Source organism: Saccharopolyspora soli (genome assembly GCF_022678645.1).
GTDB lineage: Bacteria > Actinomycetota > Actinomycetes > Mycobacteriales > Pseudonocardiaceae > Saccharopolyspora > Saccharopolyspora soli.
The window spans coordinates 1-26,823 of record NZ_JALBWV010000067.1; the positions used below are offsets into that span (position 1 = coordinate 1).

27 protein-coding genes and 1 tRNA gene are annotated in these 26,823 nt (G+C 66.5%); 10 read left to right on the forward strand and 18 right to left on the reverse strand.

The features are described from left to right. The first annotated feature begins 937 nt into the window (after positions 1 to 937). Positions 938 to 4,297 carry a BREX-2 system adenine-specific DNA-methyltransferase PglX gene (gene pglX / locus MOQ72_RS35535; RefSeq protein ID WP_242190221.1) on the forward strand — a complete coding sequence of 1,120 codons (3,360 nt, stop codon included), beginning with the start codon at positions 938 to 940 and terminating at the stop codon, positions 4,295 to 4,297. A gap of 235 nt (positions 4,298 to 4,532) precedes the next feature. On the opposite strand, the gene MOQ72_RS35540 is transcribed toward pglX, so the two are convergent. The 7 genes from MOQ72_RS35540 to MOQ72_RS35570 form a co-directional block, all read right to left on the reverse strand. Beyond that, positions 4,533 to 4,766: a hypothetical protein gene (locus tag MOQ72_RS35540; RefSeq protein WP_242190222.1), complete on the reverse strand. Its 234-nt coding sequence runs from the start codon at positions 4,764 to 4,766 to the stop codon at positions 4,533 to 4,535. Further along, on the reverse strand, positions 4,763 to 5,206 hold the full coding sequence (locus tag MOQ72_RS35545) for a helix-turn-helix domain-containing protein (RefSeq protein WP_242190223.1): 444 nt from the start codon (positions 5,204 to 5,206) through the stop codon (positions 4,763 to 4,765). The genes MOQ72_RS35540 and MOQ72_RS35545 overlap by 4 nt, the downstream gene beginning before the upstream one ends. 175 nt (positions 5,207 to 5,381) lie before the next feature. Beyond that, positions 5,382 to 6,485, reverse strand: coding sequence for an AAA family ATPase (locus tag MOQ72_RS35550; RefSeq protein ID WP_242190224.1), 1,104 nt, complete (start codon positions 6,483 to 6,485; stop codon positions 5,382 to 5,384). After that, positions 6,482 to 6,700 (reverse strand): hypothetical protein, encoded by a 219-nt coding sequence (locus MOQ72_RS35555; protein WP_242190225.1) that lies wholly within the window; start codon positions 6,698 to 6,700, stop codon positions 6,482 to 6,484. Before MOQ72_RS35555 ends, MOQ72_RS35550 begins: the two co-directional genes overlap by 4 nt. Beyond that, positions 6,697 to 6,912, reverse strand: coding sequence for a hypothetical protein (locus MOQ72_RS35560; RefSeq protein ID WP_242190226.1), 216 nt, complete (start codon positions 6,910 to 6,912; stop codon positions 6,697 to 6,699). Before MOQ72_RS35560 ends, MOQ72_RS35555 begins: the two co-directional genes overlap by 4 nt. After that, positions 6,909 to 7,091, reverse strand: a complete 183-nt coding sequence (locus MOQ72_RS35565; protein WP_242190227.1) for a hypothetical protein — start codon at positions 7,089 to 7,091, stop codon at positions 6,909 to 6,911. The genes MOQ72_RS35560 and MOQ72_RS35565 overlap by 4 nt, the downstream gene beginning before the upstream one ends. Next, positions 7,088 to 7,291 carry a helix-turn-helix transcriptional regulator gene (locus MOQ72_RS35570; protein ID WP_242190228.1) on the reverse strand — a complete coding sequence of 68 codons (204 nt, stop codon included), beginning with the start codon at positions 7,289 to 7,291 and terminating at the stop codon, positions 7,088 to 7,090. The genes MOQ72_RS35565 and MOQ72_RS35570 overlap by 4 nt, the downstream gene beginning before the upstream one ends. Positions 7,292 to 7,399: 108 nt before the next feature. Here MOQ72_RS35570 and MOQ72_RS35575 point away from each other — a divergent pair, with 108 nt between their 5' ends. Next, positions 7,400 to 7,948: a hypothetical protein gene (locus MOQ72_RS35575; RefSeq protein ID WP_242190229.1), complete on the forward strand. Its 549-nt coding sequence runs from the start codon at positions 7,400 to 7,402 to the stop codon at positions 7,946 to 7,948. A 9-nt stretch (positions 7,949 to 7,957) separates the two neighbouring features. Continuing rightward, positions 7,958 to 9,193 (forward strand): tyrosine-type recombinase/integrase, encoded by a 1,236-nt coding sequence (locus tag MOQ72_RS35580; RefSeq protein ID WP_242190230.1) that lies wholly within the window; start codon positions 7,958 to 7,960, stop codon positions 9,191 to 9,193. A gap of 220 nt (positions 9,194 to 9,413) precedes the next feature. Here MOQ72_RS35580 and MOQ72_RS35585 read toward each other — a convergent pair whose 3' ends face one another. Beyond that, positions 9,414 to 9,578 (reverse strand): hypothetical protein, encoded by a 165-nt coding sequence (locus tag MOQ72_RS35585; protein WP_242190231.1) that lies wholly within the window; start codon positions 9,576 to 9,578, stop codon positions 9,414 to 9,416. A 306-nt stretch (positions 9,579 to 9,884) separates the two neighbouring features. Next, on the reverse strand, positions 9,885 to 10,556 hold the full coding sequence (locus MOQ72_RS35590; protein WP_242190232.1) for a class I SAM-dependent methyltransferase: 672 nt from the start codon (positions 10,554 to 10,556) through the stop codon (positions 9,885 to 9,887). Between the two features lie 68 nt (positions 10,557 to 10,624). Here MOQ72_RS35590 and MOQ72_RS35595 point away from each other — a divergent pair, with 68 nt between their 5' ends. After that, positions 10,625 to 11,245: a TetR/AcrR family transcriptional regulator gene (locus tag MOQ72_RS35595; RefSeq protein WP_242190233.1), complete on the forward strand. Its 621-nt coding sequence runs from the start codon at positions 10,625 to 10,627 to the stop codon at positions 11,243 to 11,245. Positions 11,246 to 11,249: 4 nt separating this feature from the next. Here MOQ72_RS35595 and MOQ72_RS35600 read toward each other — a convergent pair whose 3' ends face one another. Further along, positions 11,250 to 11,600 carry a VOC family protein gene (locus MOQ72_RS35600; RefSeq protein WP_242190234.1) on the reverse strand — a complete coding sequence of 117 codons (351 nt, stop codon included), beginning with the start codon at positions 11,598 to 11,600 and terminating at the stop codon, positions 11,250 to 11,252. 110 nt (positions 11,601 to 11,710) lie between these two features. Between MOQ72_RS35600 and MOQ72_RS35605 the strand changes: the two genes are divergently transcribed. After that, positions 11,711 to 12,754, forward strand: a complete 1,044-nt coding sequence (locus MOQ72_RS35605; RefSeq protein WP_242190235.1) for a 2,3-butanediol dehydrogenase — start codon at positions 11,711 to 11,713, stop codon at positions 12,752 to 12,754. A gap of 43 nt (positions 12,755 to 12,797) precedes the next feature. After that, on the forward strand, positions 12,798 to 14,081 hold the full coding sequence (locus tag MOQ72_RS35610; protein WP_242190236.1) for an alginate O-acetyltransferase AlgX-related protein: 1,284 nt from the start codon (positions 12,798 to 12,800) through the stop codon (positions 14,079 to 14,081). Positions 14,082 to 14,166: 85 nt separating this feature from the next. Here MOQ72_RS35610 and thpD read toward each other — a convergent pair whose 3' ends face one another. From thpD to MOQ72_RS35635, 5 genes are all read right to left on the reverse strand, one after another. Then, complete coding sequence (gene thpD / locus MOQ72_RS35615; RefSeq protein WP_242190237.1) at positions 14,167 to 15,069, reverse strand: ectoine hydroxylase; 903 nt, start codon at positions 15,067 to 15,069, stop codon at positions 14,167 to 14,169. A gap of 206 nt (positions 15,070 to 15,275) precedes the next feature. Further along, on the reverse strand, positions 15,276 to 15,686 hold the full coding sequence (locus tag MOQ72_RS35620) for an ectoine synthase (RefSeq protein ID WP_242190238.1): 411 nt from the start codon (positions 15,684 to 15,686) through the stop codon (positions 15,276 to 15,278). 51 nt (positions 15,687 to 15,737) lie between these two features. Next, entirely contained in the window at positions 15,738 to 16,985 is a 1,248-nt protein-coding gene (gene ectB / locus MOQ72_RS35625) for a diaminobutyrate--2-oxoglutarate transaminase (RefSeq protein WP_242190239.1), read from the reverse strand. A gap of 87 nt (positions 16,986 to 17,072) precedes the next feature. Continuing rightward, a complete protein-coding gene (gene ectA, locus MOQ72_RS35630) occupies positions 17,073 to 17,639 on the reverse strand; it encodes a diaminobutyrate acetyltransferase (RefSeq protein ID WP_372495615.1) in 567 nt (188 codons plus the stop codon). Between the two features lie 328 nt (positions 17,640 to 17,967). Continuing rightward, on the reverse strand, positions 17,968 to 18,693 hold the full coding sequence (locus MOQ72_RS35635; protein WP_242190240.1) for a S1 family peptidase: 726 nt from the start codon (positions 18,691 to 18,693) through the stop codon (positions 17,968 to 17,970). Positions 18,694 to 18,896: 203 nt separating this feature from the next. Between MOQ72_RS35635 and MOQ72_RS35640 the strand changes: the two genes are divergently transcribed. After that, on the forward strand, positions 18,897 to 19,670 hold the full coding sequence (locus tag MOQ72_RS35640) for a VOC family protein (protein ID WP_242190241.1): 774 nt from the start codon (positions 18,897 to 18,899) through the stop codon (positions 19,668 to 19,670). Between the two features lie 21 nt (positions 19,671 to 19,691). On the opposite strand, the gene MOQ72_RS35645 is transcribed toward MOQ72_RS35640, so the two are convergent. The 3 genes from MOQ72_RS35645 to MOQ72_RS35655 form a co-directional block, all read right to left on the reverse strand. Next, complete coding sequence (locus MOQ72_RS35645) at positions 19,692 to 20,003, reverse strand: DUF3099 domain-containing protein (RefSeq protein WP_242190242.1); 312 nt, start codon at positions 20,001 to 20,003, stop codon at positions 19,692 to 19,694. A 60-nt stretch (positions 20,004 to 20,063) separates the two neighbouring features. Continuing rightward, entirely contained in the window at positions 20,064 to 20,540 is a 477-nt protein-coding gene (locus MOQ72_RS35650) for a DUF2127 domain-containing protein (protein ID WP_242190243.1), read from the reverse strand. Between the two features lie 156 nt (positions 20,541 to 20,696). Beyond that, positions 20,697 to 20,769 (reverse strand) — tRNA-Thr (locus tag MOQ72_RS35655). A gap of 233 nt (positions 20,770 to 21,002) precedes the next feature. Here MOQ72_RS35655 and MOQ72_RS35660 point away from each other — a divergent pair. The 3 genes from MOQ72_RS35660 (at position 21,003) to otsB (ending at position 26,713) form a co-directional block, all read left to right on the forward strand. Next, complete coding sequence (locus MOQ72_RS35660; RefSeq protein WP_242190244.1) at positions 21,003 to 22,445, forward strand: threonine/serine exporter family protein; 1,443 nt, start codon at positions 21,003 to 21,005, stop codon at positions 22,443 to 22,445. Between the two features lie 142 nt (positions 22,446 to 22,587). Then, positions 22,588 to 24,027, forward strand: coding sequence for an alpha,alpha-trehalose-phosphate synthase (UDP-forming) (locus MOQ72_RS35665; RefSeq protein WP_242190245.1), 1,440 nt, complete (start codon positions 22,588 to 22,590; stop codon positions 24,025 to 24,027). Positions 24,028 to 24,163: 136 nt separating this feature from the next. Further along, positions 24,164 to 26,713, forward strand: a complete 2,550-nt coding sequence (gene otsB, locus MOQ72_RS35670) for a trehalose-phosphatase (protein ID WP_242190246.1) — start codon at positions 24,164 to 24,166, stop codon at positions 26,711 to 26,713. The last annotated feature ends 110 nt before the right edge of the window (positions 26,714 to 26,823 follow it).

Sequence of the window (26,823 nt, forward strand, 5' to 3'; positions counted from 1 at the left end):
CCCCCCCCCCCCCCCCCCCCCCCCCCCCCCCCCCCCCCCCCCCCGCCCCCCCCCCCCCCCCCCCCCCCCCCCCCCCCGCCCCCCCCCCCCCCCCCGCCCCCCCCCCCCCCCCCGGCCCCCGCCCCACCAAGGGTTGCGACTGTGGCCAGACATGTCGATAAAGAATATCGACGAAGCACTGTCGTCCTTCGACCCAGCGGAGCTTCATGCTCCAGCTGTGGACTCGAAGGCGTTGCATGGACTTAAATTCTCCGCTGCATTGCCGGATGACTTGGCCACCGACACCGTAGCCGAGCGTCTCGCTGACCGACCAGGAGCAGTACAAGCGCTCGCCGAACACCACATCTACAGCGTCACATGACGAGAACGACATGAAGCTCCTTTAATACTGCAACGAACTGGTGGGTGTTCTCTGCGGCGTGTGATGTTCCGCTGTGCGGGGAGTATCCGGCGGCACACGCGGAACGTGCCTGCAGGTGCTGCTTACTACACGGTGGAGGAATCAGGACCGACCCCACGTTGGCTTGTGGAGTGGACCGCCGAGTGGATGTCCTGCGGCGTTCGCACTATCGAAGGTCGAACTTGCCGACGACGTCTGCCACCGGCGAGTCGGAGGCCCTGTCCAGCGCCTTCATCCGCTCACGATGACGGAAGAGCTCGCGCATACCCCACAGTGAGACAGCAACTAGTGCAACTAACGAGACGTGCCAAGGGATGCTGCCGGCCCCGAAGTAGGCGATCGAGGCCGCTAAGCCCCCAGCCCCAAGTGCCTTGCCCCTGCCAGACAGGTGGGGTTGTTCAACCATGACGTCTCCCGGTCCCGGCAGGGGGTACGGCCCCTGCTTGGTGTCACCGCTCCCCAGCGGCGGCTGCTACAGTTCTATCAGACAAACTGACACCTCCCAGAATTTTTTGGGTAACCGGAGAGGCACGCAGAGTGATCGACTCCCGTACATTGTCGCTTGATCTCAGCCGGCGGGCGCGGTCGCTGGAGGCTGACCTTCGTGGTCAGGGGGCCGCGGACGAGCAGCTGACCCAACTCGCCGTCGCGTGGGTGTTGGGCACCGTGTTCGTCCGCTTCGCAGCGGACAATGGGCTAACAGCTGGGCCGGCGCCGACCGATCGCGATTCGCTGCTCTCGGCGTTCGACCGGATCGCTGCCACGCCAGCATGGCAACTTGTGTTCGACCGTGAACACGACCCTAGGTATCAAGTCAGTATCTCGCAGGACGCCGCCACGGATCTGATTGCCTTTTGGTATCGACGAGACGGCAGTGGTAGTCGCGTATACGATTTCACCGATCCAGACCTGAAAACCGATTTTCTCGTTGACGTTTACGAGAACATCTCTGAGTCGGCTCATAAAGAGTACGCACTAGTCCATACGCCCAAATTCGTCGCGGACTTCATTCTCGACCACACGCTGCTGCCTGCCATCGAGGAGTTTGGATATGACACGGTCCGCGTAATCGACCCGGTCTGCGGATCGGGTCAGTTCGTACTGGGTGCCTTCGAGCGACTGCTAGAGGCGTGGACGCACTGGGCGCCAGAACTCTCGCCCGGGCAAAGGGTGCTGTCCGCACTCGAATCAGTGCACGGCGTCGACATCAATCCCTTTGCCGCTACCATTACCCGGTTCCGACTCCTGATGAGGGCGCTGCAGGCTAGTGGATTGAGCACCTTCGACAGTATGAATGAGACAGCTTGGAAGTTGAACATCGCCACAGGTGATGCACTGCTCGACCTCGAGACACATGCGAAGCCGCTGCGGCAGGGCGGCTACCACGTTGTTGTCGGCAATCCTCCGTATATCGCAGTGAAGGATCGACTGCTCGATGAAGAGTATCGAGAACGGTATGACGCATGTTCAGGGAAGTACTCTTTGACGGTCCCATTCGCCCAACAATTCTTTCGGCTTTCGGTTCCGGCTGAGGACCTAAAGCGGGCAGGTTACGTCGGGTACCTCACGGCGAATTCGTTTATGAAACGCGACTTCGGTCGCAAATTGATCGAGGATTTCTATGCTCAACGTGTGAATCTTACACGCGTTGTCGACACCTCCGGTGCTTTCATTCCGGGTCACGGCACGCCAACAGTCATCCTTATCGGCCGAAACTGCCCTCCGGTCGAATCGGACGAAGTCTTTACAGTACTCGGGGTTCACGGCGAACCAGAGCTTCCGAAAATTCCTAGTCAGGGTCTCGTATGGCAGTCTATCGAGCGCAACTCACTCCGCCCAAACCAGAGCGATGAGTGGACGGAGTCGCTATACCTAAACCGTCGTCTCTTTGGGGTTTTTCCGTGGATCCTCACTAACACGAGAACAGCCGACGTGGTGAAAATTATGTCGGACAATGTAAATACGCTCGACGATTCTGTTGTCCGTATCGGCTACTTTGCGAACACAGGGTCGGATGATATCTTCACTGGACCTGCAGCATCTTTTCGACGCTTACAGACAGAGAGTGGCCGAACACTGATCCCTGTGATCACTGGTTCTGAGGTGCGGGACTGGGCTGCGGCATCTAAGCGCGAGGCCTTCTTTCCTCTCGATGAAGATCGAAAGCCAGTAGATATCAGGCAGTATCCGGGTCATTTCAAGCGTCTCTGGCCATATCGAAATTTACTCGGAAATCGTCCGAACTACTCAACGAGATCATTCTTCGAAGACGGTCGCGTGTGGTATGACTGGCATTTCGTGACTGCCGCGAAGGACGCACATCCGTGGTCAATAACGTTCTCCTGGGTGGCCACGCATGCCCACTTCGCCATCTTGCGCGAACGGGCCGCGCCGCTGCAGTCGGCACCAGTGATCAAACTTTCATCAGATGCAAAACCGCAGGACTACATAGAACTGACTTCCCTGCTCAACAGTTCAGCAATCTGCTTCTGGTTGAAACAGCACAGTAATAGCAAGGGGCGTTCTCGCGCAAACAAGGCCGGGAATGAGGAGCCCTGGATGGACATGTATGAGTTTACGGCCAGCCGCCTTGCGGAGCTGCCACTGCCTTCTAAGCTTCCAGCCGCGCATACAACGGAACTTGATTGTTTGGCACAGGAACTCACCCGACTAATCCCCTCAGCGGTCTCACCCACACGCGAGCACCTAGCGGAAGCCCGTCAGCGTTGGGAAACGGTGCGGTCCAGGATGATCGCTTTGCAGGAGGAACTGGACTGGGAAGTCTATGACCTCTACGGGCTGCTACCGCACAACGGCGAGCTGCTCGCCCCACCCGAAACGGTTCCACCACTGAACCTTGGCGAGCGAGCTTTCGAAATCGTACTCGCTCGAAAGACTGCCGAAGGCGACGCCACGGAATGGTTCCATCGACACGGATCGACACCGGTCACCGAACTGCCGGAGCACTGGCCGCCGGGGTATCGCGACGTCGTTCAACGCCGCATCAACGCCATCGAGGAGTTCACCAGGATCGGTACCATCGAACGGCCTGAGTTTAAGCGTCGTTGGGTGACCGACGGCTGGGACAAGATGCAGGAAGCGGCGTTGCGCGACTGGCTGCTCGACCGTTGTGAAGCGCCTGCTTTGTGGTTCAATGACAACGCCGGGACCAAACATCCGCGCCCACTCACTGTCAATCAACTGGCCGGGCTTCTAGGTGCCGACGACGAGGTGGTCGAAGCGGCTGAAATCTATGCGCCGGGACGGCAGCTAACCGAGATACTTGCCGACCTGGTTGGCACCGCGCAGGTCCCCTACTTAGCTGCCCTGCGCTATCGCGAGTCAGGCCTGCGTAAACGCTCCGAATGGGAACAGGTCTGGCAGTTGCAGCGGCAAGAGGATGAAGCTCGATCCAGTAGATGTGAAGCTGCGGCGATCGAACAACGTGACGAAATCCCCGTTCCAAGCAAATATTCGGCGGCTGACTTCCTCAAAGTCGGTTACTGGTCGCTGCGTGGCAAGTTTGATGTGCCCAATGAACGCTTCATCTCGTTCCCAAACGCACGGTTCACAGCGGGAGCTGACCCACTGATCGGATGGGCAGGATGGGACTACACAGAGCGCGCACAGGTCTTGATCGACCTCATTTCCGAGCGAAGGACAGATTCTTGCAATCTTGATCGCGACTGGCTCATTCCTTTGCTCGGCGGGCTACGTGAGACCCTGCCATGGCTGCGCCAATGGAACCCCGAGTTGGTAAGTCGCTACGCCGCATTTCTAGCCGAGGGCCTGCGAGTTGCGGGTCTGACTGAATCCGACCTCGCCGCCTGGCGGCCAGCGAAGCCTAAGAGGGGCCGCCCTCGGAAAACCGCTGTCGAACGTCCGTCCAGTAACTAACAACAGAGTGGAAATAGTCCGCGAACCGTCGGTAGGTGTCGGCGTCGAGGTAGGCGACGCCGTGGATGAACCAGAACGTGTCGGGTTGATCGAGCTGGAACGGGCCGTGAACGAGCTGGCTGCTGGGGGGCTGTGATCCGGTAGTAGCTGGGCATCGTGTTTACCCTCCTGGTGTCCTGCGGATTCAGTATCCGCGCTTCCGTTGCCTTTCTTGTTCAGGGCGGTACGTGGTTGGTCAGGTTGAGCGCTGTTCGGCGTCGAGAAGGCTGGCACGTAGGACGGCGAGAACCTGCTCTTGATCGGCGTAGCGGCTGAACGCGGCGGCCGTGACTGCGGCGAGCCCGACGAGCAGATCGCGGGCGTCGTCGAGGTCGAGGTCGTCGACCAGGACGTTGAGCCCGTCGTGATCTTTGGCGATGACGGCCGTGACGATCGCCCACACCTGCCGTTCGGCTTCGGCCGGTGTCATGACGGGTCCGCCTGCGTGGAGGCGATCCCGAGACCGGCGGCCAACTCCCCGAGCATGGATCGGGCGGTCTGAGTGCCTTCTGCTTCGGTGTCCACATTGGAGATCCGCACGTGGGCCGACACCAGCGACGACACCGCCTTGGCGCTGTAGGCAAGGTCCTGCGCGTTCTGTGATTTCCACAGGGCGGCGCGGGCGTGCTCGATGTCGTCGAGCAGGCCGGCGGCGGCTTCGGCGCGGCGGTGGCGTACGTCCATCACTTTGGCCTGCGTCGCGGCTGCGGTATTGGATCGGTCGCCGGGGAGTCCGGCGGCTTTGCAGATGCGCGAGACGCTCGATGGGCTGATTCCGATCTCACGGGCGATCGCGGCGCGGGATTGCTCGCCGGCACGAGCCAGGGCGAGCACACGATCACGCTGCTCGTCGGTCAGCGGCTCGGCCATCCGGTTACCTCCTTCCAGGATCGGGGTGGCTGTTGAAGTGCCCAGGTGCCCCGCCGCTTCGCGCGCGTGCGCGCGGGGACGGGCGGGAACGTGCCCACGCCCGGAGAAGCGTCACGGGTGGCGGCACCTGTGGTCGTGTGGAAAGCGTGGAAGCTGTGGAAATCGGCGGGTCCGGTCACGAGACGGCCCCCAGCTGTGGCGGGTTGGTTTCCACGGTTTCCACGCTTTCCACAGGGATGTGTGGGGATCGGTACACGCCGCGTCCGGTCTTGACGACACGTCCGGCGCTGGCCAGGCGACGCAGGTACTCGCCTGCGTGCTTGGCTTCGACGCCGATGAGTTGGCCGAGAGCGGTGGGGCCGATGCCGTCCGGGTGTTGGCCGATGAGCCGCACGATCTCGGTGGAGCGGTCGCCAAGTCCGTCGGATGCCTTGCGGGTGGTAGCGGTGGTGGCAGCAGCGTCGAGGTCGGTGCCGTCGAGTCGCCAGGACGTACCGCCGGCCATCGTGAGTGCGTAGTCGGCTTCGGTGACGTCGCGGCCGGTGACCTTCAATAGACCGTCGGTTTCGCCTCTGGGGCGGACGAGCACGACGATCGTGTCGGCAGCTCCGGCGAGTCCGTTGGTGCCCGACACCGCTTCGACGAAGTCGTCGGACGTGGCCTTGCGGTCGTGGTGGATGACGACGAGGGAAGCGCCGGGGTAGTCGTCGACAACGCGCTTGAGCGCCGAGCCGATCCGGTAGTCCCGTTGGTAGGCCGATTCCCCGACAACCGCGGGCGGCATGACCTTGCCGAGGGTGTCGAGGATTACCAATGGCGCGGTGTCCCCGCTGCGCAGCGCCAACCATGCGCGCACAGTGTCGATCACGCGGGCAGGCTGAATCCGCGTGAGGTATTCGAACCGTGCGGGAATCGGGGCGGTGTCGAGCAACTCCCGGCATCGGGCTTGCATCCGCCGGTCACCGTCTTCAAGGGCGAGGTACAGCACTGGGCGGTCCGTGCCCACGGCGATGTGACCGAGGGCGCGGCCACCGCTGGCGACGGCGAGGGCGATGTCGAGCACCATCCACGATTTTCCGGCCTTCGGCGGCCCGACCAGCAGTGAGAATCCCTCGGGCAGGACGCCGGGCACGGCGTACCGCAGGGGAGGGAAGGTCTGCTGGTCGAGCCATGCGCCGTCTCGGAGCCCGTCGAGCAGCGCGAGTGCTTCGGGGCTGACGGGCTCCGCGTCGAACTGGTCGATGTCGACCGACCCGTTGTGCTGGGGGGTCAGGGTCACGCGGTCTCCCTGCGGAGGACGACGAGTGCGGCGGTGATCTCGCGTTCGTCGGCACGGCGGCGCTGTTCAAGCCGCAGCAGCCCTGCGACAGTGATCAATTCGGCTGCCTCATGGATGTCCGGGCGGCGTTTCGCGGCCCGAGCGGCGCGGTCGAACTGGCGGACCCGCTGTTTCAACTCGTCGTCGGTGAGCTGCGTGATCTGCGGTCCGTTCATCCCGGCACCTCCTCGATGCGGAGGCGGTACTGCAGGCAGCGGGTTTCGTGCCGCTCTCCGGCACAGAACGGGCACGGTCCGGCCTGTTCGCCGCCATCGGGCCGGCCACAGTAGCCGACTTCACCGAACAACTCGGTGATGAACACGGTCACGGCCTGCCGTCCGCAGGTGCACAGCTCGCCCGGCTCGGCGGGGCGCTCGCAGGTGGTCATGTCCGCGCCTCCTCGGCGGCATCGGTGCCGCACGGTGCCTGTGCGACGTCGGCGCGGTTTGCGATACTGGTCGCGGTTTGGGTGGTCAAAGTGGTGATCTCCAGATCTTTCGAGGCGGCGTTCTCTTGGTGGGGGGCGCCGCTTCTTCTTGTCTCGGACGGGTTTTCGCGTCCGGTCATGCAGCCGGATCGCTGTCGGCTCGCTGCTCTAGCCACGCGTCTACGTCGGCGAGGCGGAAGCGCAGGCGTTTTCCAACTCGGTAGGCGCGCGGCCCCTCGTCGAGGCGGCGCCAGTGGTACAGGGTCCGCAGGGGAACCCCTAGGTATTCGGCGACTTCGTTGGCCGAGAGCAGCCGGTTCGCCATCGATGCTGTGGTCACGTCAGAACCATTGCACATCACCCGGCAGTGGGCAAGTGGCCACGCTCAACCACCGCATTAAGGCAGTGGTCTTGACGAACCAACCGCAACAACGGAACACTGACCGGCATGAAAACGAGGTACGTCGGGAATCCCGACGCCGGGACGACCGAGATCGCCCCTGGCCTGCCGCTGTACAACGAGGTGCGCGTCGAAGCGCGCGAATACCAAGACTTCGACGTCGACGCCGTGATCAGGCTCGAAAATGGACGATTGGGCGTGTCGGAGCTCAAGATCAAGCAGCGTGTCGGCGGTCCGTCGGTGACCAGCGAGGCTCTCCGCTCGATCGCTGTCGGGCAGTTCCTCCGGCGGTCCTTCATCGCCAGCAACGAGTTGCGACCGGGGGAGGCTGACGACTACGACCCAGTCCGGCGCGTGGCGTTCGGGCTCCTGCGGGCTGAAGATCGCGACCGCATGAAGGAAGCCGGGCCGGTCACCGAAACCCTCCGGTGGGTGTCCGTGATCTACCGCGCCGCGCTCGCCACGGGAGATGCACCGACCAAGGCGGTGCAGGAATCTTTCGATGTGCCCCGGTACACCGCCGATCGTTGGGTCGCCAAGGCGCGCGAACGGGAGTTCCTCGGGCCAGCCGAGGGGCCAGGCAAGGCGGGGGCATGAGAGGACGACATGGCGAGCGTTGAGGATCGTTGGTACCGGGAGGTCAAGCAGGCCGACGGCAGCGTCGAGAAGGTCGAGACCGATCGGCAAGGAAAGGGCAAGCGCTGGTTGCTGCGGTGGCGCGACCCGGACGGCACCCCACGCAAGAAGTCCTTCGCGCGCAAGGCTGGTGCGGAGGCCGAAAAGGCCGTGATCGAGGCCGACAAGCTGCGGGGTAGCTACATCGACCCGCAGGCCGGCAAGGAAACACCCGGGCCGTACCTAACACGGTGGCGAGGTTCGCAGAACAGCGACCCTTCAACCCTCGAAGGCATGGAAAACCGGTTCCGGCTGTACATCGAACCGCACTCGATCTGGCGAGCGCCGCTGAACTCGATCAGGCCGAGCACCGTGCAATCCTGGCTTCGGTACCTCGGGGACAAGGGGCTTGCGCCGACGACGATCCGTGTGGTGTTCGCGCACCTCTCGACGGCATTATCGGCGGCGGTCGATGACGGCATGATCGCCAAGAACCCCTGCCGAGCGTCGTCGGTCGTCCTGCCGAAGATTCCCGACCGCGGTGTTGTGCCCTGGGCCGCGGAATGGGTTTCGGGGATGCGAGCCGAACTGCCGGATCGGTACAAGGTCGCCGTGACGCTCGGCGTCGGCCTCGGGTTGCGGCAGGGGGAGATGTTCGGGCTCTCGCCGGATGACGTGGATTTCCTGCGTTATTGGGTCACGGTCCAACGACAGGTGAAGTTCGTGAACGGGCGGCTCGTGTTCGCGCTGCCGAAGGGGCAGAAGATCCGAGAGGTCCCACTGCCGCCGAGCGTGCGGGATGAACTCGCGGCCTACCTAGCGCGCTTCCCGGCGCAGGTGGTGACGCTGCCCTGGGAGACGCCAGGGGCGAAGAAGTCGGTAACTGCGCCGCTGGTGATGACCAACTCGAACGGCGAGGCGTTGAAGCGCCCCACGTTCAATCAGTGGGCATGGAGTCCGGCTCGGCAGAGGGTGGGCATTCCCGCCAGCCGGGAGAATGGGTGCCACGCGCTGAGGCACTACTACGCAAGTGTTCTGCTCGACGCTGGGGAGTCGATCAAGGCCGTGTCCGAGTACCTGGGGCACGCATCGGCGGGGTACACGCTGAAGACCTACACACACCTGATGCCGACGAGCGAGGATCGCACGCGGAAGGCGATCGACGAGGCTTTCCGCTCGATGGCGAGTGCCCCAGATGTGCCCCAAGGCGAGGCTGCGAGCGTCTGACCTGTGGCACGGTTCGTAACTACCAGTTCTGATGGCCGGTCCCGGAACTTCGTCCGAGTGCTGCTGCGGGTGGTGAAGCTGGCGTCCGCCCGCGGCGGTGCCGAACGCAAAAGCGCGACTTCGCACGCCCGAAGCGTTCGGCACCGGGCTGACCGGGCGGGTGATCCCGGTTACCCCGAAATTGAGTCGGATCGCAGGCGTAGGAACCGCCACTCGCCAATTACTTGTCGCCCTTCGGCAGGTGCTTGGCCGCCTTCTTGCCCACCGGGCCAACCTTGTTCAACACAGTCCGCACGCCCTTCACCACGGCGTCGCCGACTGGATTCGGGTGGTTGTCATCCGGATCACCGATCGAGCTGGACGTGCCGCTGGATCCTGAGTCCATGCCTTTCTCCTCCCCGCCGAAAATGGGCTGAACAATTCGCATCGTAAGCCGTGCTAATCATGTCGATCACGTGAATGACGAATCATCCGATTCGGCCGGATGTGGTGCAGCCACAGCAATCGAGCGAATCTCCCGCACCTGCGGTGGCCCCCCACGGAGGTGGGGGCGGCGAACGGGCTCGGCTTGAGCGCAGCTCCGACCACGTAGAACACCGCGGTACGGATAATCCGGCCGGAGCTCAGCCTGCTCCGTTGGGCGCCAGTGCCTTTCCTACCTCTCGCGGAAGGGCGAGAACACCACCGACAATTACGCGGGCTCCTTCCTCGCGGTCAACATGACCAGCGGGGGCCAGGATCGCAGCTCGTCCGGTCCGGGGCGCCCATCGTGGTCCACGGTCTGGATTGCGCCGAAGGTTCGCCGCACGTGCGGGACGACGTCCTCTCCCGTGGCGTGCGAGAACTTCCGGTACGCGCTGCGGAGCAGGCGGACCAGGCCAGCGGCACGACCTTCCGGGACGAGCCGCACGTCCGCGAGGAACAGCACGCCGCCTGGTCGCAGTGCGGTGTGGATCCGCTGGGTCGCGGCGGCGGTGTCCGGCATCGCGCTCAGCGAGTACATCGCGAACACTGCGTCGAATTCCGCGGTCCCCAGATCCGTGGTGGTCGCGTCGGCCTGCTGCACGTCGACGTTCTGCCAGCCGTGCCGGTGCACGCGTTTCCGGGCCCGCCGCAGCATCCCCGGACTGCTGTCGACTCCGAGCAGCCGTCCCTCGGGGCCGATCGCCTCGCGCAGCGGTTCGAAGTAGGAACCCGTTCCGCAGCCCAGGTCGAGCACCGCCGCGCCGGGGTGGAGCCCGGTGGCGTTGCGCATGGCCTGATGCATGGTCCGGGCTGTTGGTAATCGCTCGGCCACGCCCATCGCGGAACTCGTCAGGTCCCAGAAGCGGTGGCCGCGGGTTGGTCTGGTTTCGGTGGTCACGCGAGATCCCCCATATCAATACAGGTGTATTACAGTGAGAACGGTACACTCGTATTGGAAAGGAGTCCATGCCCAGACAGGTCGATCACCCGAAAAGGCGGGCGGACATCGTGGACGCGGTGTGGCGCCTGATCGTGCGGCACGGCTTGGAAGCCGTGACGATGCGCCACGTCGCCGCCGAGGCCGGTGTCTCGCTCGGGCAGGTCCAGCACTACTTCGCCAGCAAGGACGAACTGCTGATGTTGGCGTTGGAACGGGTCAGCGAACAGCTCGGTGCTCGAATCGGCCCGCGCATCGCGGAATCGGCAGAGTCGGAGCCGCGGTCGCTGGTGCGCGCCGTGCTGGTCGAAATGCTGCCCCTCGACGAGCAACGCCGAACGGAGGCGCACGTGGCGTTCGCGTACCTGGCGCGGGCCGCCGTGGTTCCGGCGTTGGCCAAGGTGCTGCGCGCCGGTTACGACCAATTCCGGGACTTCCTGATCGAGCAGATCGAGGTCGGCCAGCGGGTCGGCCAGGTCGCCGCCGATCGCGACGCGCGCCGGGAGGCGGTGGCCCTGCTCGCCATGCTGGACGGGCTGACCGCGCACGCGCTGGTTGAGCACCACTCCCCGGCGGAGGCGCGGCTGGCCCTGGAACTGCACCTCGACGACCTCTTCGGGGCGCGGGGCGATCGCGCGGGTGGTGCCTGAACGATCAGGTCCCGATGTGGATCGCGTTGTCGTCGGGGTCGGCGACCGTCGCGACGCGTTCGCCCCAGGGCATGTCCTGGGGTTCTTGGCGGACCGGCACACCGGCTGCGCGGAGGCGGTCTACCGCTTCGTCGACATCGTCGGTGTAGAGCCACAGGGCGAAGTGGCCGCCGAGCTCCGCGTTGGCGTCCTTGCTCAGGCCGAGTTCCAGGCTTTCCAGGCGGAGCGTTACGAACTCCGGTTCACCTTCGGCGGGGAACTGGTATTTCGGCTGGAATCCGAGCTTGTCGCAGTAGAAGCGCACCGCGCGCCCGAGGTCGGGCGTCGACAGGATTGGGAAGGCTTCGCGGAACATGCGCGGACGGTACCGCCGAACCCGGACATTCGTCGCTCTTCGGAACCGGGCAGCGGTTGCCGTTGGGTGGGAAAGGCAGTGTGCTGGGGCGACGGCTGGAGGAGGACGCCATGCGCGCTGCGGTGTACCGGGGTCGGGAGAAGCTCACCGTCGAGGACGTCGACGAACCCGATTGCACCCCCGGCTCGGTCAAGGTCCGGGTCGCGCACAACGGGATCTGCGGCACCGATCTGCACGAGTTCTACGCCGGGCCGATCTACGTCCCCACCGAGCCGCATCCGCTGACCGGTTACCAGCTGCCGCTCACGTTGGGCCACGAATTCGCCGGAACTGTCGTCGAAACCGGCGAGGACGTGCGCAACGTCGTCGTTGGTGACCGGGTCACCATCGAGCCGGTCTACCGCTGCGGGAAGTGCCCGTCCTGCCAGCTCGGGCACTACAACATCTGCCAGCGGATCGGCTTCCACGGGCTGATGGCGCCCGGTGGCATGGCCGAGTACACCGTGGTGCCAGCGTGGATGGCCTACCGGTTGCCGGACTCGATCAGTCCGGACCTGGGGGCGCTGGTCGAACCGATGTCGGTGGCCTACCACGCCACGCGGCTCAGCGAGGTGCACGAAGGCAACAGCGCGGTGATCTTCGGCGCTGGTCCGATCGGGATCGGCATCTGGTTCGCGTTGCGCGGCATCGGCGTCGAGGCCGTCACGATCGTCGAACCCTCCCCGACCCGCCGCGAGGCGATCGCCGCGCTGGGCGCCATCGACGTGCTAGACCCGGCGCGGACCGATCCGGCCAAGCACATCGCCCAGCGCACCCGCGGGCACGGGGCGGACGCGGCCTTCGACGCGGCCGGGGTGGTCTCCAGCATCTCAAGCGCGCTGTCCTGCCTGGCCGCGCGCAGGCGGCTGGTGGCGGTGGCGATCTACGAGCAGCCGGTGCGCACCGAACTGCTCAAGCTGATCATGAACGAGTCGTTGATCCAGGGTTCCCTCTGCTACACCTCGGTCGACTACCGCGCCGTGATCGACCTGATGGCCCGCGGCCACTACGACACCACCGGCTGGGTCACCCACATCCCGATCGAGCAGGTCGTCGAGGAGGGCTTCGCGGCGCTGCGCGCCGGGCGGAAGATGAAGGTCCTGGTCGATCCGTGAGTTTCCGATCGATCGCGCTGCGTGCCCCGATACCGTGGGTGCCGTGTCGCGGCAGGAACGCACCGATCTTCCCCCGGTCCACGAAGCGTGGTTGCCGCGCGAACATCCGCTGCACCGCCCCCGGCACGGCAAGCGGCAACTCGCCGCGCTGGTGTGTGCGGTGCTGTTCTTCTCCGCTCCGGTGCTGAGCTGGGCGTTCGGGGCACGCGCGGAGCAGTTGGAGAACCGGCCGCTGGCGGAGTTCCCGAGCGTCACCGACGGTTGGGGTTTCTTCACCGGGCTGGGCTCGTGGGCCACCGACCACCTGCCGTTGCGCAGGCAGGCCGTGCGGTCCGTCGACGCGCTCAGCCGGGGTCTGTTCGGGGAGCCCGCCCGGCTGGCGGGCGGCTCGCACACCTCGCCGATCGGCGCCGGACAGGCCGACGCGAAGCCGCCGATCGACGAGAACGTGTTCCCCGCCGTCATAGAAGGCGAGAACGGCTGGCTGTACCTCGGGCACGACGTGTCCTACAAGTGCGTGCCGAAGCGATCCCTGGACCAGGTGATCGCCGGGCTGCGCCGCTGGCGCTCCGCGGTGGAGGCTTCCGGCCGGAAGTTCCAGCTGGTCATCGCACCGGACAAGTCCACTGTGTACCCGGAGAACATGCCGCCGGACTACGCCGGGAAGGACTGCTCGAACCGGGCCCGCGACGAGTTCTGGCGCCGGGTGCCGTCCGCGACCGGCGCGGTCGACCTGCGCAACGAGCTGCGCACCGTGGCAGCGCGCAACCAGCGGCCGATCTACCACGACGTCGACACGCACTGGACCCACGAGGGCGGCATCACCATGACCTACCAGCTCGCCGAACGGCTGCAGCCGGGCGTGACGAGCAGTTGGAAGGTGCTGCCGTCCCGGCGCTACCCGCACAGCGCCGACATCCCCGACCTGCTCGGGCAGGACCGGACCGTGCCCATCCAGGCGTACTCGCTGGCACCCGACGGCGGCGCCGAGGACAACACCCAGTTCCGGCCCAGCGACTTCCACCAGCCGCTGCACCTCGAATCGGTGCCGAAGCCGGGCATGATCACCCGGCCGATGCGGATGGTCGGGGACTCGTTCAGTCAATTCGCCAGCCCGTACTTGGCCGCGACGTTCAGCAACGTCACGATCGTGCACCCGGACACCGTCGCGGCGGACCCGGTGGCGGCGGCGCAGCTGCTGGCCGAAGGCGAGATCGTCACCTTCGAGCTCTCGGAACGCTTCGTCGCCGGAGGCCGCTACCCGATGCTCGACCCAGCGATAGCCGACCAAGTCGGCGCCTACCTCGCAGCCCACCCCATCCGCTGACCTTCCACGATGCGGATTCCCGTTAGCGTGGGAACGAATAGTGAAGTGCCCCGTCCGGGTGGGCGGGGCACTTCTGGGCCGCCGGTTAGCGCAGGACCGGGGTGTAGTCGCGGGCCGCGACGAACTCCGGGCGGGGATGTTCCGCCGCGAACGGGTCCACCAGCGCGTTCTCCACGCTGTTGAACACGATGAAGATGTTCGAACGCGGGAACGGCGTGATGTTGTTGCCCGATCCGTGCATGCAGTTGGCGTCGAACCACAGCGCCGATCCGGCCGGGCCGGTGAACTGCTCGATGCCGTGCTCGTAGGCCAGCTTGGTGATGTCGTCCTCGGTCGGCACCCCGACCCGCTGCGCCTGCAACGACGACTTGTAGTTGTCGTCCGGCGTCGCACCGACGCACGACACGAAGGTCCGATGCGAACCGGGCATGATCATCAGCCCGCCGTTGAAGGGGTAGTTGTCGGTCAGCGCGATCGAGATGCTCACCGCGCGCATCGCTGGCATGCCGTCCTCGGCGTGCCAGGTCTCGAAATCGGAGTGCCAGTAGAAGCCGGTGCCGCGGTAGCCGGGCATGTAGTTGATCCGGCTCTGGTGCACGTACACCTCCGAGCCCAGGATCTGCCGGGCCCGGTCCAGCACCCGCGGATCCCGCACCAGTTCGGCGATCAGCCCGCTGAGCCGGTGCACCTCGAAGATCGAGCGGACCTCGTTGGACGTCCGCTCCACGATGGTGCGTTCGTCGGCCCGCACCTGCGGGTCCTGGGTGAGCCGTTCCAACTCCTGCCAGTAGGTCTGCACCTCGGCGGGGGACAGCAGTCCCTCGACGACGTGGTAGCCCTTGGCCTCGTGGCCCGCGAGCTCCTCGGCAGTCGCCGGGCCAGCCGTCACGCCTGGCCAGACGGTGGGATCGGCACGTCCGATCAGCGCCGACTCGGCGTTCACCCGGGTCGGATAACGATCCTGGGTGCTCAGATCAGCGACGGTCATGGGTTGCGCCTCCTTCGCGAATTCCCGCCGGAGCGGCCGGTGCCGGGTGGCACCGCCGCCATTTCTCGGTTCCTCGGTTAGAAGCGGCACATCGAAATGCGCCCGCAATTCCCCACGGCAGCGCGCGGGGAAGACCAGTCAACGCGCGTGGCGGGTAACCGGCACCGGTTACCCGCCACGCGCTGTTCACAAGCGCGACCCGCGGATCAGCCCGCGACCGGGGTCTCGTCGTCCTCGATGACCAGCGGGTACACGCCGTTCTCGTCGTGCACTTCGCGCCCGGTCACCGGCGGGTTGAACACGCACACCGTGCGCATCTGGGTCCGCGGTCGGAGTTGGTGCTTGTCGTGGTTGTTCAGCAGGTACAGCGAGCCCGGCTCGAGCTGGTGCACCTCGCCGGTCGCCTTGTCCTCGATCTCGCCCTCACCTTCGACGATGAACACCGCTTCGATGTGGTTGGCGTACCAGAAGTCGTTCACCGTGCCCGCGTAGAGCGTGGTCTCGTGCACCGAGAAGCCCACCCTCTCCTTGGCCAGCACGATGCGCTTGCTGCGCCAGTTCTCCGTCTTGATGTCGGCCTCGGTGTCCTCGATCTCCGAGAGGTGCCGGACGATCACATCTCCTCCAGTGGATCTTCGATCAGTTCTGCGCCGCGTGCGGCGGGTCGGTCAGGCCAGGACAGCGTGCACTGAATCGCGCACGATTCGCAGTCCCTGCTCCAGTTCGTCATCCGAGACGGTCAACGGCGGCATGATCTTGAGGACCTCGCTGTCCGGGCCGGAGGTCTCCATCAGCAGCTTGCGGTCGAAGGCCGCCTTCGAGACCTTGCCCGCGACATTGGTGTCCTCGAAGCCGAGCCCGCGGGCCAGCCCGCGCCCCTTGGCCACCGCACCGCCGTGCTCGGTGGCGATTTCGGTCAGCACTGCACCGACGCGCTCGCCCTTGGCGATGGTGGACTTCTCCAACTTGTCGTCGGTCCAGTAATGCTTCAGCGCTTCGGTGGCGGTGACGAACGCCGGGTTGTTGCCGCGGAAGGTGCCGTTGTGCTCGCCCGGCTCCCAGACGTCGTGCTCCGGCTTCATCAGCGTCAGGGCCAGCGGCAGCCCGTAGCCGCCGATCGACTTGGACAGGCACACGATGTCGGGCTGGATACCGGCTTCTTCGAAGCTGAAGAACGGGCCGGTGCGCCCGCAGCCCATCTGCACGTCGTCGACGATCATCAGCATGCCGTGCTTCTGGCACAGGTCGTAGAGCCCGCGCAGCCACTCCGGCCGGGACGAGTTGATGCCGCCCTCGCCCTGCAGCGTCTCGACGATCACCGCGGCCGGTTCGTTGAGCCCGCTGCCGCTGTCTTCCAGCAGTCTCTCGAAGTACAGGAAGTCCGGCACCTGGCCGTCGAAGTAGTTGTCGTAGGGCATCGGCGTGGCGTGCACCAGCGGGATTCCGGCGCCGCCGCGCTTCATCGAGTTGCCGGTGACCGAGAGCGAACCCAGCGTCATGCCGTGGAAGGCGTTGGTGAAGCTGATGATCGATTCCCGCCCGGTGATCTTGCGGACCAGCTTGAGCGCCGACTCCACCGAGTTGGTGCCGGTCGGGCCGGGGAACTGGACCTTGTAGTTCAGCCCGCGCGGTTTGAGCACGGTGTCCCGGAAGGTCTCCAGGAACTGCCGTTTGGCCACCGTTGACTGGTCGAGGCCGTGGGTGACCCCGTCACGTTCGATGTAGTCGATGAGCTTCCGCTTCAGCAGCGGGTTGTTGTGCCCGTAGTTGAGCGCGCCAGCACCGGCGAAGAAGTCCAGGTACGCGGTGCCGTCTTCGTCGTAGAGGTAGCTGCCGCCCGCGCGGTCGAAGACCGTCGGCCAGGTTCGGCTGTAGCTGCGGACTTCTGATTCCAGGGTTGCGAAGATGTCGTTCACGATCCTCCGTTCGGCCAGGCAGCGCGTGGTCGCGCGGCCCGGCACTGCAAGAACAAGATTTCGTGCCGGTTGCGACGGCGGTGGCGGTCAAGATCCGGCCGCGACGGCCGGTGCCACCGCGAACGGCCCGATGCGGTACAGGTCCTCCCCCAGGTGCGCATCCGGGAACAGGTCAGCGGAGAACAGTTCGCTGCGCTCCACGTTCGCCGCGCGCTTGCGCGCCAGCGCGGCGAACAGGTTGATCGAGGCGGCGTTGTCCGCGGTGATCGTCGTCTCCAGGTACCGCACTCCGCGCGGCAGCACGCGATCCACCAGGTGGCCCAGGAGCCGACCTGCCACGCCACCACCGCGCTGGGAGGCATCGACGGCGACCTGCCACACGACGAGCGTGTCGGGCGCGTCCGGCCGGATGTAGCCGGTCACGAATCCCACCACCGCACCGTCGATGCGTGCCACCGCGGAGGTTTGCGCGAAGTCCCGACACCACAACAAATACGCGTACGGCGAGTTCACATCGAGCACTGCCGAATCGCAGGTGATTCGGTAGAGCTCTGGGCCGTCCGCGACGACCGGAGTGTCGATCTCCAACGGCCCGGCTGAACCGCTTGCGCCATTCCGTTCGTCGATGTCATGGCTCGGTTTGTCGCCGGTCATGCTTTGCCAACTTAACAGAACATCCGAAACGCGTCAGCTTCTCATGCGTTTCGAGATCGTTCTACCAGGCGAGACGCGATTTTACACGTGAGAAGCACTACAGAAACGTTGCTTCGCGCTCCGGCGCGGTGCTAACCGGCTGTGGCCACTTTCTTTGATCAATGCATTCAGGACAGCGCTGACCTGCGAAGACATGGATTTTTTCGGAGCGTTCGCACGGCTTCGGGGCGCAGAATTCCAATACTTGAAAATGACTGCTCAAATCGGGTGAACAGCAAAGCGCAGGCGGCCCGCCCCCTTCCGGGCGGACCGCCTGCGGAGGCGGGTGCTACACGCCCGCCAAGGACTGGATCCAGTCGCGGTACTCGGTGATGTTGGTGTAGGCGGTGGTGGTCTGCCGGTCACTGGTCGAAGCCACGCCTACCTGCACGTTCCCGGAGAACATCGGTCCGCCGGAGTCACCCCCGGCCGGGATCCCGTCGCCGCGGCTCGCGCAGACCGCGGTGCCGCCGCGGTAGTCGCTGCACGCGATATCGGTCACGTCCACGTCGGCGACCTTGAGGATCTGCGACTGGCACTCGATCTCGGGGCGATCGGTGCAGGTCGCGCCCCAGCCGTAGGTCTGCACGGTCTGACCGACCTCGACGTCGCCGACCGAGCCCAGCGGGGCGTACTCGGTCTGCACCGCGTGGTCGATGTTGACCAGCGCCAGGTCCGCCGTGTCGTGGATGTGCACGCCGCCAGGCTTGGCCGAGGCTTGCTCGCCCTGCGTCTGGTCGACGTTGCCGATGTTGAAGCTGACGCTGTCCCCGGCGCCTTCCACGCAGTGCTGCGCGGTGAGCACCCACTCCGGGGCGATGATCGTGGCGGTGCAGGTCTCCTGACCGTCGACGAACAACCGCGCCGCCCACGGCGCGCTGTCCACCTCCCGTCCGTCGATGATGTTGGTATGCACGTCCGGCGGCGGGGTCTGTTCCGCCTGGGCCGGAACGGCGAACGCCGCGGCGGCCAACGCCACCCCGGCGGCACCGGCGAGATTTCGGGCGAGCGACACGCTGATCTCCTTCGGTTCGCGAGGACGCAGCTGGTTCGAACCGAAAACAGACTCTTCACTCGATCGAGTGATGCTGTCCATCGCTTGAGCACAAGTCGCCAATTCCTGGCGAAATGATCGAATTTGATCAAGATGCCCGCTGCTCGCGGGGGCCGAACAATCGGATCGAATTCCCGTATTTCACGTAATGAGGGGGAACCGCGATGGAGATCACCGCGTACCCGCCGGGTATGCCGTGCTGGGTCGATATGGGTAGCCCCGACATGGCGGCATCGAAGAACTTCTACAGCCAGTTGCTCGGCTGGGATTACGAGGACGCCGGGCCGGAATCCGGTGGTTACCAGTTGGCCACGGTGCGCGGGAAGCGCGTCGCGGGTATGGGGCCGCAGTTCCAGGAGGGCGTCCCGACGGTGTGGACCACCTACCTGGCGGTCGCTGACGCCGACGCCACGGCCCGCTCGGTGCGCGACGCGGGCGGCCGGGTGTTCCTGGAACCGATGGATGTCCTGGACCAGGGGCGGATGGCGGTCTTCGCGGATCCCACCGGTGCGGTGGTAGCGGCTTGGCAGCCCGTCCGGATGCCGGGTTCCGGGCTGGTCAACGAACCGGGTGCGGTGTGCTGGAACGAACTCGACACCCGCGACCCGGAGGGGGCGAAGGCGTTCTACGGCAAGGTTTTCGGCTGGTCCACCAGTGAGGTGCCGATGGCGGAGGCGCCCTACTCGATGTGGCACCTCGGCGACGTGGAACAGCCCATCGGCGGCATGATGAAAATGGGCAAGAACTGGCCAGCCGAGGTGCCGCCGCACTGGATGGTCTGCTTCGCGGTGCACGACGCCGATACCGCCGTGGAAATAGTCCGCGAACTCGGCGGTGCGGTGTTCTACGGCCCAGAAGACATCGGGCCGGGCCGGTTCGCTGTGGTCGCCGACCCGCACGGCGCGGCTTTCGGCGTCCTCAAGCTCCGGGCGCCGTAGTCCATTGTGGACTTTGCGAGGTCAGCTGTCGATCTGGTCGTGGTGCTGGTCTTCGATGGCCCGCTTCTCGCCGCGGTAGAGCCGACGTTGCCCGCGCTCGGAAGTCCGGTCGTTGGCGATGACGACCGCGACCCACGGCAGCGCCCCGGTGACGACCACGATGCCGAGCGCGAGCCACCAGATGTGCGCGAGCAGCCCGGCGGCGGTGAAGCCAACCAGGTGCACCGCCATGAGAACGGCGTAAACCCGCTTGCGATGGCGCTGCTCAGCATCGAAGGACGGTGCCGCATCGGTGATCAACACCGGCTCGTCGCGATGCCGCCTACGCCACACGGCCACCTCCCAACCGGGCCACACCACGGCCTACCCAACGAGCCCCAACCCAAAGCACGATCACTGGGACTGGCGTCGTAGTTCGCGGTACTCCTTCTGGACGAGCACGATGATCACCACGTCCAGCAGGGCGAAGAGGGGTAGGACCGCTGAGTGCGTTTGGATCGCTCGGAGGAGTTCGGCTATTACGAACAGCGCCAGTGCCGTTGTCGCTACCGGGTACATCGGCACTATCTTGCGCAGCAGCGCGATCACCAGGCCGAGTTTGATCACTCCGTGCGCCACCAGGTAGATGATCACGAACGTGCGGCTGCCGCCCACGAAGTGCTGCACCGCCACCTCGAAATGCCCGGCGAGCGCGCCGCTGGGCGGCCCGAGCAGATCTCGCGTGACGACCGCGTGCGCGAACCGGCTCACAACGGCCGGGGGCAGGAAGATCAGGACTATTCCGGCGACCAGTTGCGTCGCGCCGTCCAGGCCCTTCAGCCAGACGGCGACTCGGAACAACTTGTCGGTCAGCGTGCTCGGCGCACTCACCGCTCCATGATGCGCGCCGGGATCCAACACGGCGATCTTGCTGGCCAAACTTGTCGATCGACTCGCGGCGGCTGCTGGGCACCCGGCGGCCCGCAAGTGTGCGATACCTGACAGATCAGGAGAGGTTCGTCAAAAGACCTGGTCAGGTAGCCTCGGAGCCGCTGAGGGGACTCGAACCCCTGACCGTCCGCTTACAAGGCGGGCGCTCTACCAGCTGAGCTACAGCGGCACGCACTTTCCTCGTGCGGGGACATCGTAAGCGTCGATCCGGCGCGGTTGGAAAGCGGCTGCTACGACTTCTAGCGGACGATGGCCGTCGTCGCGGCGGCGACCTCCGGAAATTCAGTGATGGACGCCACAGATGGTGGGTGCAACGGTCGGCTTATGACAGGCGATGCCCGAGGGGAAGATCAGGCACGGCGATCCGCTGGTAGGGCGGCGCGGCAGGAAGGAAGACCAGCAGTGGGAATCACGCAGCGCGCCCGCGGTGTGCTGCGGCGGCGCGATCCGGAGGCCACCCTCCCGCCGGGTGCGCGCAACGTCGTCCACGGGCCCGCGCTGCCCGATGAATCCACCCTCCACCTCGTCCTGGACCTCGGCCTGCGCATCGGCGAGGTGCAGATGGCCAGCGGCGCGGGCGCCTCGGACGTGACCGCGACGATCATCGGCGTGGTCAACGCGTACGGTCTGCCGCACTGCGAGGTGGACGTGATCTACACGTCGATCACGGTGTCCTGCTACCGGGGCACCGACCTGCCGCCGATCACCTCGCTGCGGGTGGTCCGCAACCGGTCCATCGACTACACCCGGCTCGCTGATGTCGAGGCGCTGCTCCGGCGGATCACCGCCGGGGAGGTGACCGCCTCCGACGCCTACCGTGAGCTGGACCGGATCACCACCGCGCCGCACCCGTTCCCGCGCTGGGTCGCGACGCTGGCCTGGGCGGGCATGGCCGCCTCGCTGGCGGTGCTGCTCGGCGGCGGCACGGACTGGAAGCTCCCGCTGATCGCGGCCGCGGCGACCGCGCTGGTGGACCGGATCGGCCGGTTGCTGAACAGGCGCGCGTTGCCGTTCTTCTTCCAGCAGATCGTCGGCGGCGCGATCGCCACCAGCGTCGCCCTGGGCTGCTACTCCCTCGGCTGGCTGCAAAACGCTGACTTGGCGGTGGCGGCGAGCATCATCGTGTTGTTGTCCGGGATGACCGTGGTCGGCTCCATGCAGGACGCGGTCACCGGGTACAACGTGACCGCCGCGGGTCGGACAGCGGAGCTCGGACTGATGTCGGCCGGGTTGATCGCCGGTGTCGTGCTGGCGCTCTACGTCGGTGTGCGCATCGGTGGCGACGCCGTCAGCGGCCTCGACGCGCAGGCCATCGGACGTGCCGGAGTGTTGGCGCCGGGACTGCACCTGCCCGTGCAGATGCTCGCCGGTGCGTCCACGTCGGCTTGCTTCGCGCTCGCCAGCTATGCGCCGCCGCGACCGCTGCTGGCGGCTGGCATCGGCGGAGGTGTCGCGGCGGCGGTGCACGCGCTGCTGACGACGGTGGCCGACGTGCACACCGTGCTGGCCGGTGCGGTGGCGACCACCGTGGTCGGTTTCGTCGGCGGGATCATCGCGCGGCGGCTGCGGATTCCCGCGCTGGTGATCGCGGTTTCCGGCGTGGCGCCGCTGTTGCCCGGTCTGGCGACCTACCGCGGGCTGTACGAGCTGTCCGTGCTGGGCAGCCCGTCGGGAGTGGCCACGCTGATGCTCGCGGTCGCCACCGGACTCGCGCTCGGCGCTGGTGTGGTGCTCGGGGAGTACCTCGCCCAGCCGGTGCGCACCAGCCTCGGTAGGTTGGAACGCCGTATTTCCGGGCCGCGGATGTCCGGTCCGCTGCGCCCCACCCGGCGGCGGTTGGATTGATCAGCCGTGCCGCGTTTGGCCTGCTAATTCCGGCCAAACGACTCACGGCGGGCGGTCGGCGTTTGCACCACACGCAGTACGCAGGCGCGGGCTCGATTAGCTAGCCTCGCGACAGGTGGATGACACGGCGGGAGGAATACCGGTGAGCAGGGCCAGTACGCCCGACCGAGCGGATTTCGTCGTAGTCGCGAACCGACTGCCGGTGGATCTGGAACGCCTCGACGACGGCACCGAACGTTGGAAGCACAGCCCCGGCGGGCTGGTCACCGCGCTGGAGCCGTTCCTGCGCGCCCGGCGCGGCGCGTGGGTCGGCTGGCCGGGCGTCGCCGACATCGAGGTCGAGCCGTTCGCCGACGACGGCCTGCACCTGCATCCGGTGCCGTTGACGGCGGACGAATTCGCGGAGTACTACGAGGGCTTCTCCAACGCCACGTTGTGGCCGCTGTACCACGACGTGGTCGTGCCGCCGGTTTTCGACCGCGCCTGGTGGAACGCGTACCGACGGGTGAACCGGCGCTTCGCGCAGGCCGTCGCGCAGGTCAGCGCCGAGGGCGCGACGGTCTGGGTGCAGGACTACCAGCTGCAGCTGGTGCCCGCCATGCTCCGGGAACTGCGACCCGACCTGCGGATCGGGTTCTTCCTGCACATCCCGTTCCCGCCGGTCGAGCTGTTCATGCAGCTGCCGTGGCGCACCGAGATCGTGCGCGGACTGCTCGGCGCCGACCTGGTCGGCTTCCACCGGCCGGGCGGGGCGCAGAACTTCCTGTGGTTGGCCCGCCGCCTGGCCGGGTTCGAGCCCAGCCGCGGTCAGGTCGGCGTCCGGTCCCGGCCGGGCGTGGTGCAGGTCGGCGACCGCACCGTGCGAGTTGGCGCGTTCCCGATCTCCATCGCCGCCACCGAACTCGACCGGTTGGCGCGCACCAAGGAGATCCAGCAGCGCGCCCGGACGCTGCGCGCGGAACTGGGCAATCCGCGCAAGATCATGCTCGGCGTCGACCGGCTCGATTACACCAAGGGCATCGACGTGCGGCTGCACGCGGTGCACGAACTGCTCGCCGAAGGCCACATCAAGGCCGAGGACGTGACGATGATCCAGATCGCCACGCCCAGCCGGGAACGCGTCGAGCACTACAAGCAGATGCGCGAGGACATCGAGCGCGAGGTCGGGCGGATCAACGGCGAGTTCGGCCGGGTCGGCCATCCAGCCGTGCACTACCTGCACACCTCGGTGGACCGCAAGGACCTGGTGGCCTTCTACTGCGCCGCCGACCTGATGGTCGTGACCCCGGTGCGCGACGGCATGAACCTGGTGTGCAAGGAATACGTGGCCTGCCGGTACGACCTCGGCGGCGCACTGGTGCTGAGCGAATTCGCCGGTGCTGCGGCGGAGCTCACGAGTGCGTTCCTGGTGAACCCGCATAACCTGGATGGTGTGAAGGACGCGCTGCTCGCCGCCCTCGACATCGATGAAGCGGAGGGACGCCGTAGGATGCGCGCACTGCGTCGGCAAGTGCTCACGCACGACGTCGACCGCTGGGCGCGGTCGTTCCTCGAAGCACTGGGCACACCCCTCGCGGACTAGCTGCGAGTAACCGGTCCGCAACACGGACACCACAGCTTCAGCGATACTGATTGAACCCGGTCGCCGTCAACGATCACCATCGACGACGCGACCCGGATCGATCCACGTCCCACCGACCCACGCCCCCATTAGGAGTATGGCGTTGACCGCCGAAGCCCTGCCTGCCGAGCTGCGCCGCGTGATCGTGCAGCTCGCGCGGACACCGCGACTTCTGGTCGCCTGTGACTACGACGGCACCCTGGCCCCCATCGTGGCCGACCCGACCCAGGCGAAACCGTTGCCCGAATCGGTGCACGCCCTGCGGTCGCTGGCCGCGCTGCCCGCGACCACCACAGCGGTGATCTCCGGTCGCGCGCTGCGCGATCTCGCGACCCTGTCGCGGTTGCCCGCCGAGGTGTACTTGGTCGGCAGTCACGGCTCCGAGTTCGACGTCGGCTTCGTGCACGAGCTCGAACCGGAAGCCACCCAGCTGCGCACCGAACTGCAGGTCGGCCTGCAGGACATCGCGCGCGGCAAGCCCGGCGTCACGTTGGAGGCCAAACCGGCCAGCGTCGCGGTGCACGTCCGGCGGGCCGAGCCGGAGGTGGCCGAGGAGGTGCTGGAGGCCGTCCGCACCGGTCCGGCGACCTGGGCGGGCGTGCAGGTCACCGAGGGCAAAGCGGTCATCGAGCTGGCCGTGGTGCAGACCGACAAGGGCAACGCGCTGGACGCGCTGCGCCACCAGGTGGGCGCTACCGCGGCGGTCTTCCTCGGCGACGACGTCACCGATGAGAAGGCGTTCGCTCGGCTGCACGGACCCGACCTGGGCATCAAGGTCGGCGACGGGGACACGCTCGCGCAGTACCGGATCGGCAGCACCACCGAGGTCGCCACCGTGCTGGCGTTCCTGATGGAGGAGCGGCGCACCTGGCTCTACGGCGAGCAGGCGCCGCCGATCGAGCGGCTGACGATGATGTCCAACGAGCGCACCGTCGGACTGCTCACCCCGGACGCGCGGTTGACCTGGATGTGCCACCCGGGGCCGGATTCGGCCGCGGTGTTCGCCGACCTGCTCGGCGGCCCCGGCGCGGGGCACTTCTCGATCCGCCCGCAGGGTGGCAACGGCTCCCAGCGCAGCCCACTGCCGCTGGGGCAGCGCTACGTGCCGAACACCATGATCGTGGAGACGCGCTGGTCGCGACTGCTGGTCACGGACTACCTGGCGCACGGCACCGGCGGCCACCGGACCGACCTGGTCCGGGTGATCAGCGGCAGCACCCGCGCGGCGGTGGAGTTCGCGCCGCGCCCGGAGTTCGGGCAGGTGCCGGTGCGGTTGACCGCCGAGGCGGGCGGGTTGCGGGTGCAGGGCACCGCCGAGCCGATGGTGCTGTACTCGCCGGGTGTGCAGTGGGAGATCACCTCCGACGGCATGCACGAATCCGCGCACGCCGTGGTCGACCCCAGCGAGGACAGCCCGATCGTGCTGGAGATGCGCTGCGGCACCGACGACCTGTCGCCGACGGCGGCGGAGGCCGAGCGCCGCGCCGAGGCCGACCAGTACTGGTCGGAGTGGATGGGCACGCTGTCGCTGCCCGAAGTCGAGCGCGACCTGGTCGCCCGGTCCGCGCTGACGCTGCGCGGCCTGTGCAACTCCGACACCGGCGGCATCATGGCCGCCGCCACCACCTCGCTGCCCGAGGAGATCGGCGGGGTGCGCAACTGGGACTACCGGTACTGCTGGCTGCGCGATGGTGCGATGACCGCGCAGGCGCTCGTCACGCTGGGATCCACGGCCGAGGCCGAAGCGTTCCTGAACTGGCTGCACCGGGTGCTGGAGACGCTGCCCGGACCGGAGCGGCTGCACCCGCTGTACACCCTGCAGGGCACCGGGCTCGGCCCGGAGGCCGTGATCGACAGCCTGCCTGGCTACGCCGGGTCGCGGCCGGTCCGCGTCGGCAACCTCGCCGACCAGCAGGTGCAGCTGGACGTGTTCGGCCCGGTGGTGGAGCTGATCGCGCACTTGGCGCAGGCCACCGGCCGGGTTCGGGACGTCGACTGGGAACTGGTCACGGCGATGGCCGAGGCGGTCTCGCACCGCTGGTCCGAACCCGACCACGGCATCTGGGAAGAGCGCGACGTGCCGCGCCACCACGTGTACTCCAAGGTGATGTGCTGGGTGACGCTGGACCGGGCGCTCAAGCTGGCCGCCGCCTACGACCGCAAGGCCGACCCGTCCTGGGAGCCGCTGCGCGAGCAGATCAGCCAGGACGTGGTGAAGAACGGCTGGCACCCGGACGTGCAGGCGTTCACCACCGCCTACGAGGGTTCCGACCTGGACGCGGCGTCGCTGCACGTGGGGCTGTCCGGGCTGATCGACCCGTCCGACGAGCGGTTCCAGGCGACCGTCACCGCGATCGAGTCCGAGCTGCGCAGCGGGTCCACTGTGTACCGCTACCGCCGCGATGACGGACTGCCGGGCGACGAGGGCGGTTTCCACCTGTGCGCGGCGTGGCTGATCGAGGCGTACCTGCTGATCGGGCGGCGCACCGAGGCCGAGGAGCTGTTCCAGCAGATCGTGGACACCGCTGGCCCGACGGGACTGCTGTCCGAGGAGTACGACCCGATCGCGGAGCGCTCCCTGGGCAACCACCCCCAGGCGTACTCCCACCTGGGCCTGATCCGCTGCGCCCAGTTGCTGTCCGCGTAGCTCTTTCAGCGAGGTGAAGGGCACCTTTTACCAAGTTGCTTGGTGAAAGGTGCCCTTAGGCCTGTTTCGGCATCGATCACGATTTAGACGAATGGGGCCATCCCATCGGG

Excerpts from the sequence above, each read along its gene's own strand:
- ectA (WP_372495615.1), bottom strand. The coding sequence starts at position 17,639 with ATGACCGGCGACAAACCGAGCCATGACATCGACGAACGGAATGGCGCA.
- MOQ72_RS35640 (WP_242190241.1), top strand. The coding sequence starts at position 18,897 with ATGGAGATCACCGCGTACCCGCCGGGTATGCCGTGCTGGGTCGATATG.
- MOQ72_RS35565 (WP_242190227.1), bottom strand. The coding sequence starts at position 7,091 with ATGACCGGACGCGAAAACCCGTCCGAGACAAGAAGAAGCGGCGCCCCC.
- otsB (WP_242190246.1), top strand. The coding sequence starts at position 24,164 with ATGGCGTTGACCGCCGAAGCCCTGCCTGCCGAGCTGCGCCGCGTGATC.
- MOQ72_RS35605 (WP_242190235.1), top strand. The coding sequence starts at position 11,711 with ATGCGCGCTGCGGTGTACCGGGGTCGGGAGAAGCTCACCGTCGAGGAC.
- thpD (WP_242190237.1), bottom strand. The coding sequence starts at position 15,069 with ATGACCGTCGCTGATCTGAGCACCCAGGATCGTTATCCGACCCGGGTG.
- MOQ72_RS35600 (WP_242190234.1), bottom strand. The coding sequence starts at position 11,600 with ATGTTCCGCGAAGCCTTCCCAATCCTGTCGACGCCCGACCTCGGGCGC.
- MOQ72_RS35575 (WP_242190229.1), top strand. The coding sequence starts at position 7,400 with ATGAAAACGAGGTACGTCGGGAATCCCGACGCCGGGACGACCGAGATC.
- MOQ72_RS35585 (WP_242190231.1), bottom strand. The coding sequence starts at position 9,578 with ATGGACTCAGGATCCAGCGGCACGTCCAGCTCGATCGGTGATCCGGAT.
- MOQ72_RS35545 (WP_242190223.1), bottom strand. The coding sequence starts at position 5,206 with ATGGCCGAGCCGCTGACCGACGAGCAGCGTGATCGTGTGCTCGCCCTG.
- MOQ72_RS35580 (WP_242190230.1), top strand. The coding sequence starts at position 7,958 with ATGGCGAGCGTTGAGGATCGTTGGTACCGGGAGGTCAAGCAGGCCGAC.
- MOQ72_RS35595 (WP_242190233.1), top strand. The coding sequence starts at position 10,625 with ATGCCCAGACAGGTCGATCACCCGAAAAGGCGGGCGGACATCGTGGAC.
- MOQ72_RS35560 (WP_242190226.1), bottom strand. The coding sequence starts at position 6,912 with ATGACCACCTGCGAGCGCCCCGCCGAGCCGGGCGAGCTGTGCACCTGC.
- MOQ72_RS35555 (WP_242190225.1), bottom strand. The coding sequence starts at position 6,700 with ATGAACGGACCGCAGATCACGCAGCTCACCGACGACGAGTTGAAACAG.
- MOQ72_RS35540 (WP_242190222.1), bottom strand. The coding sequence starts at position 4,766 with ATGACACCGGCCGAAGCCGAACGGCAGGTGTGGGCGATCGTCACGGCC.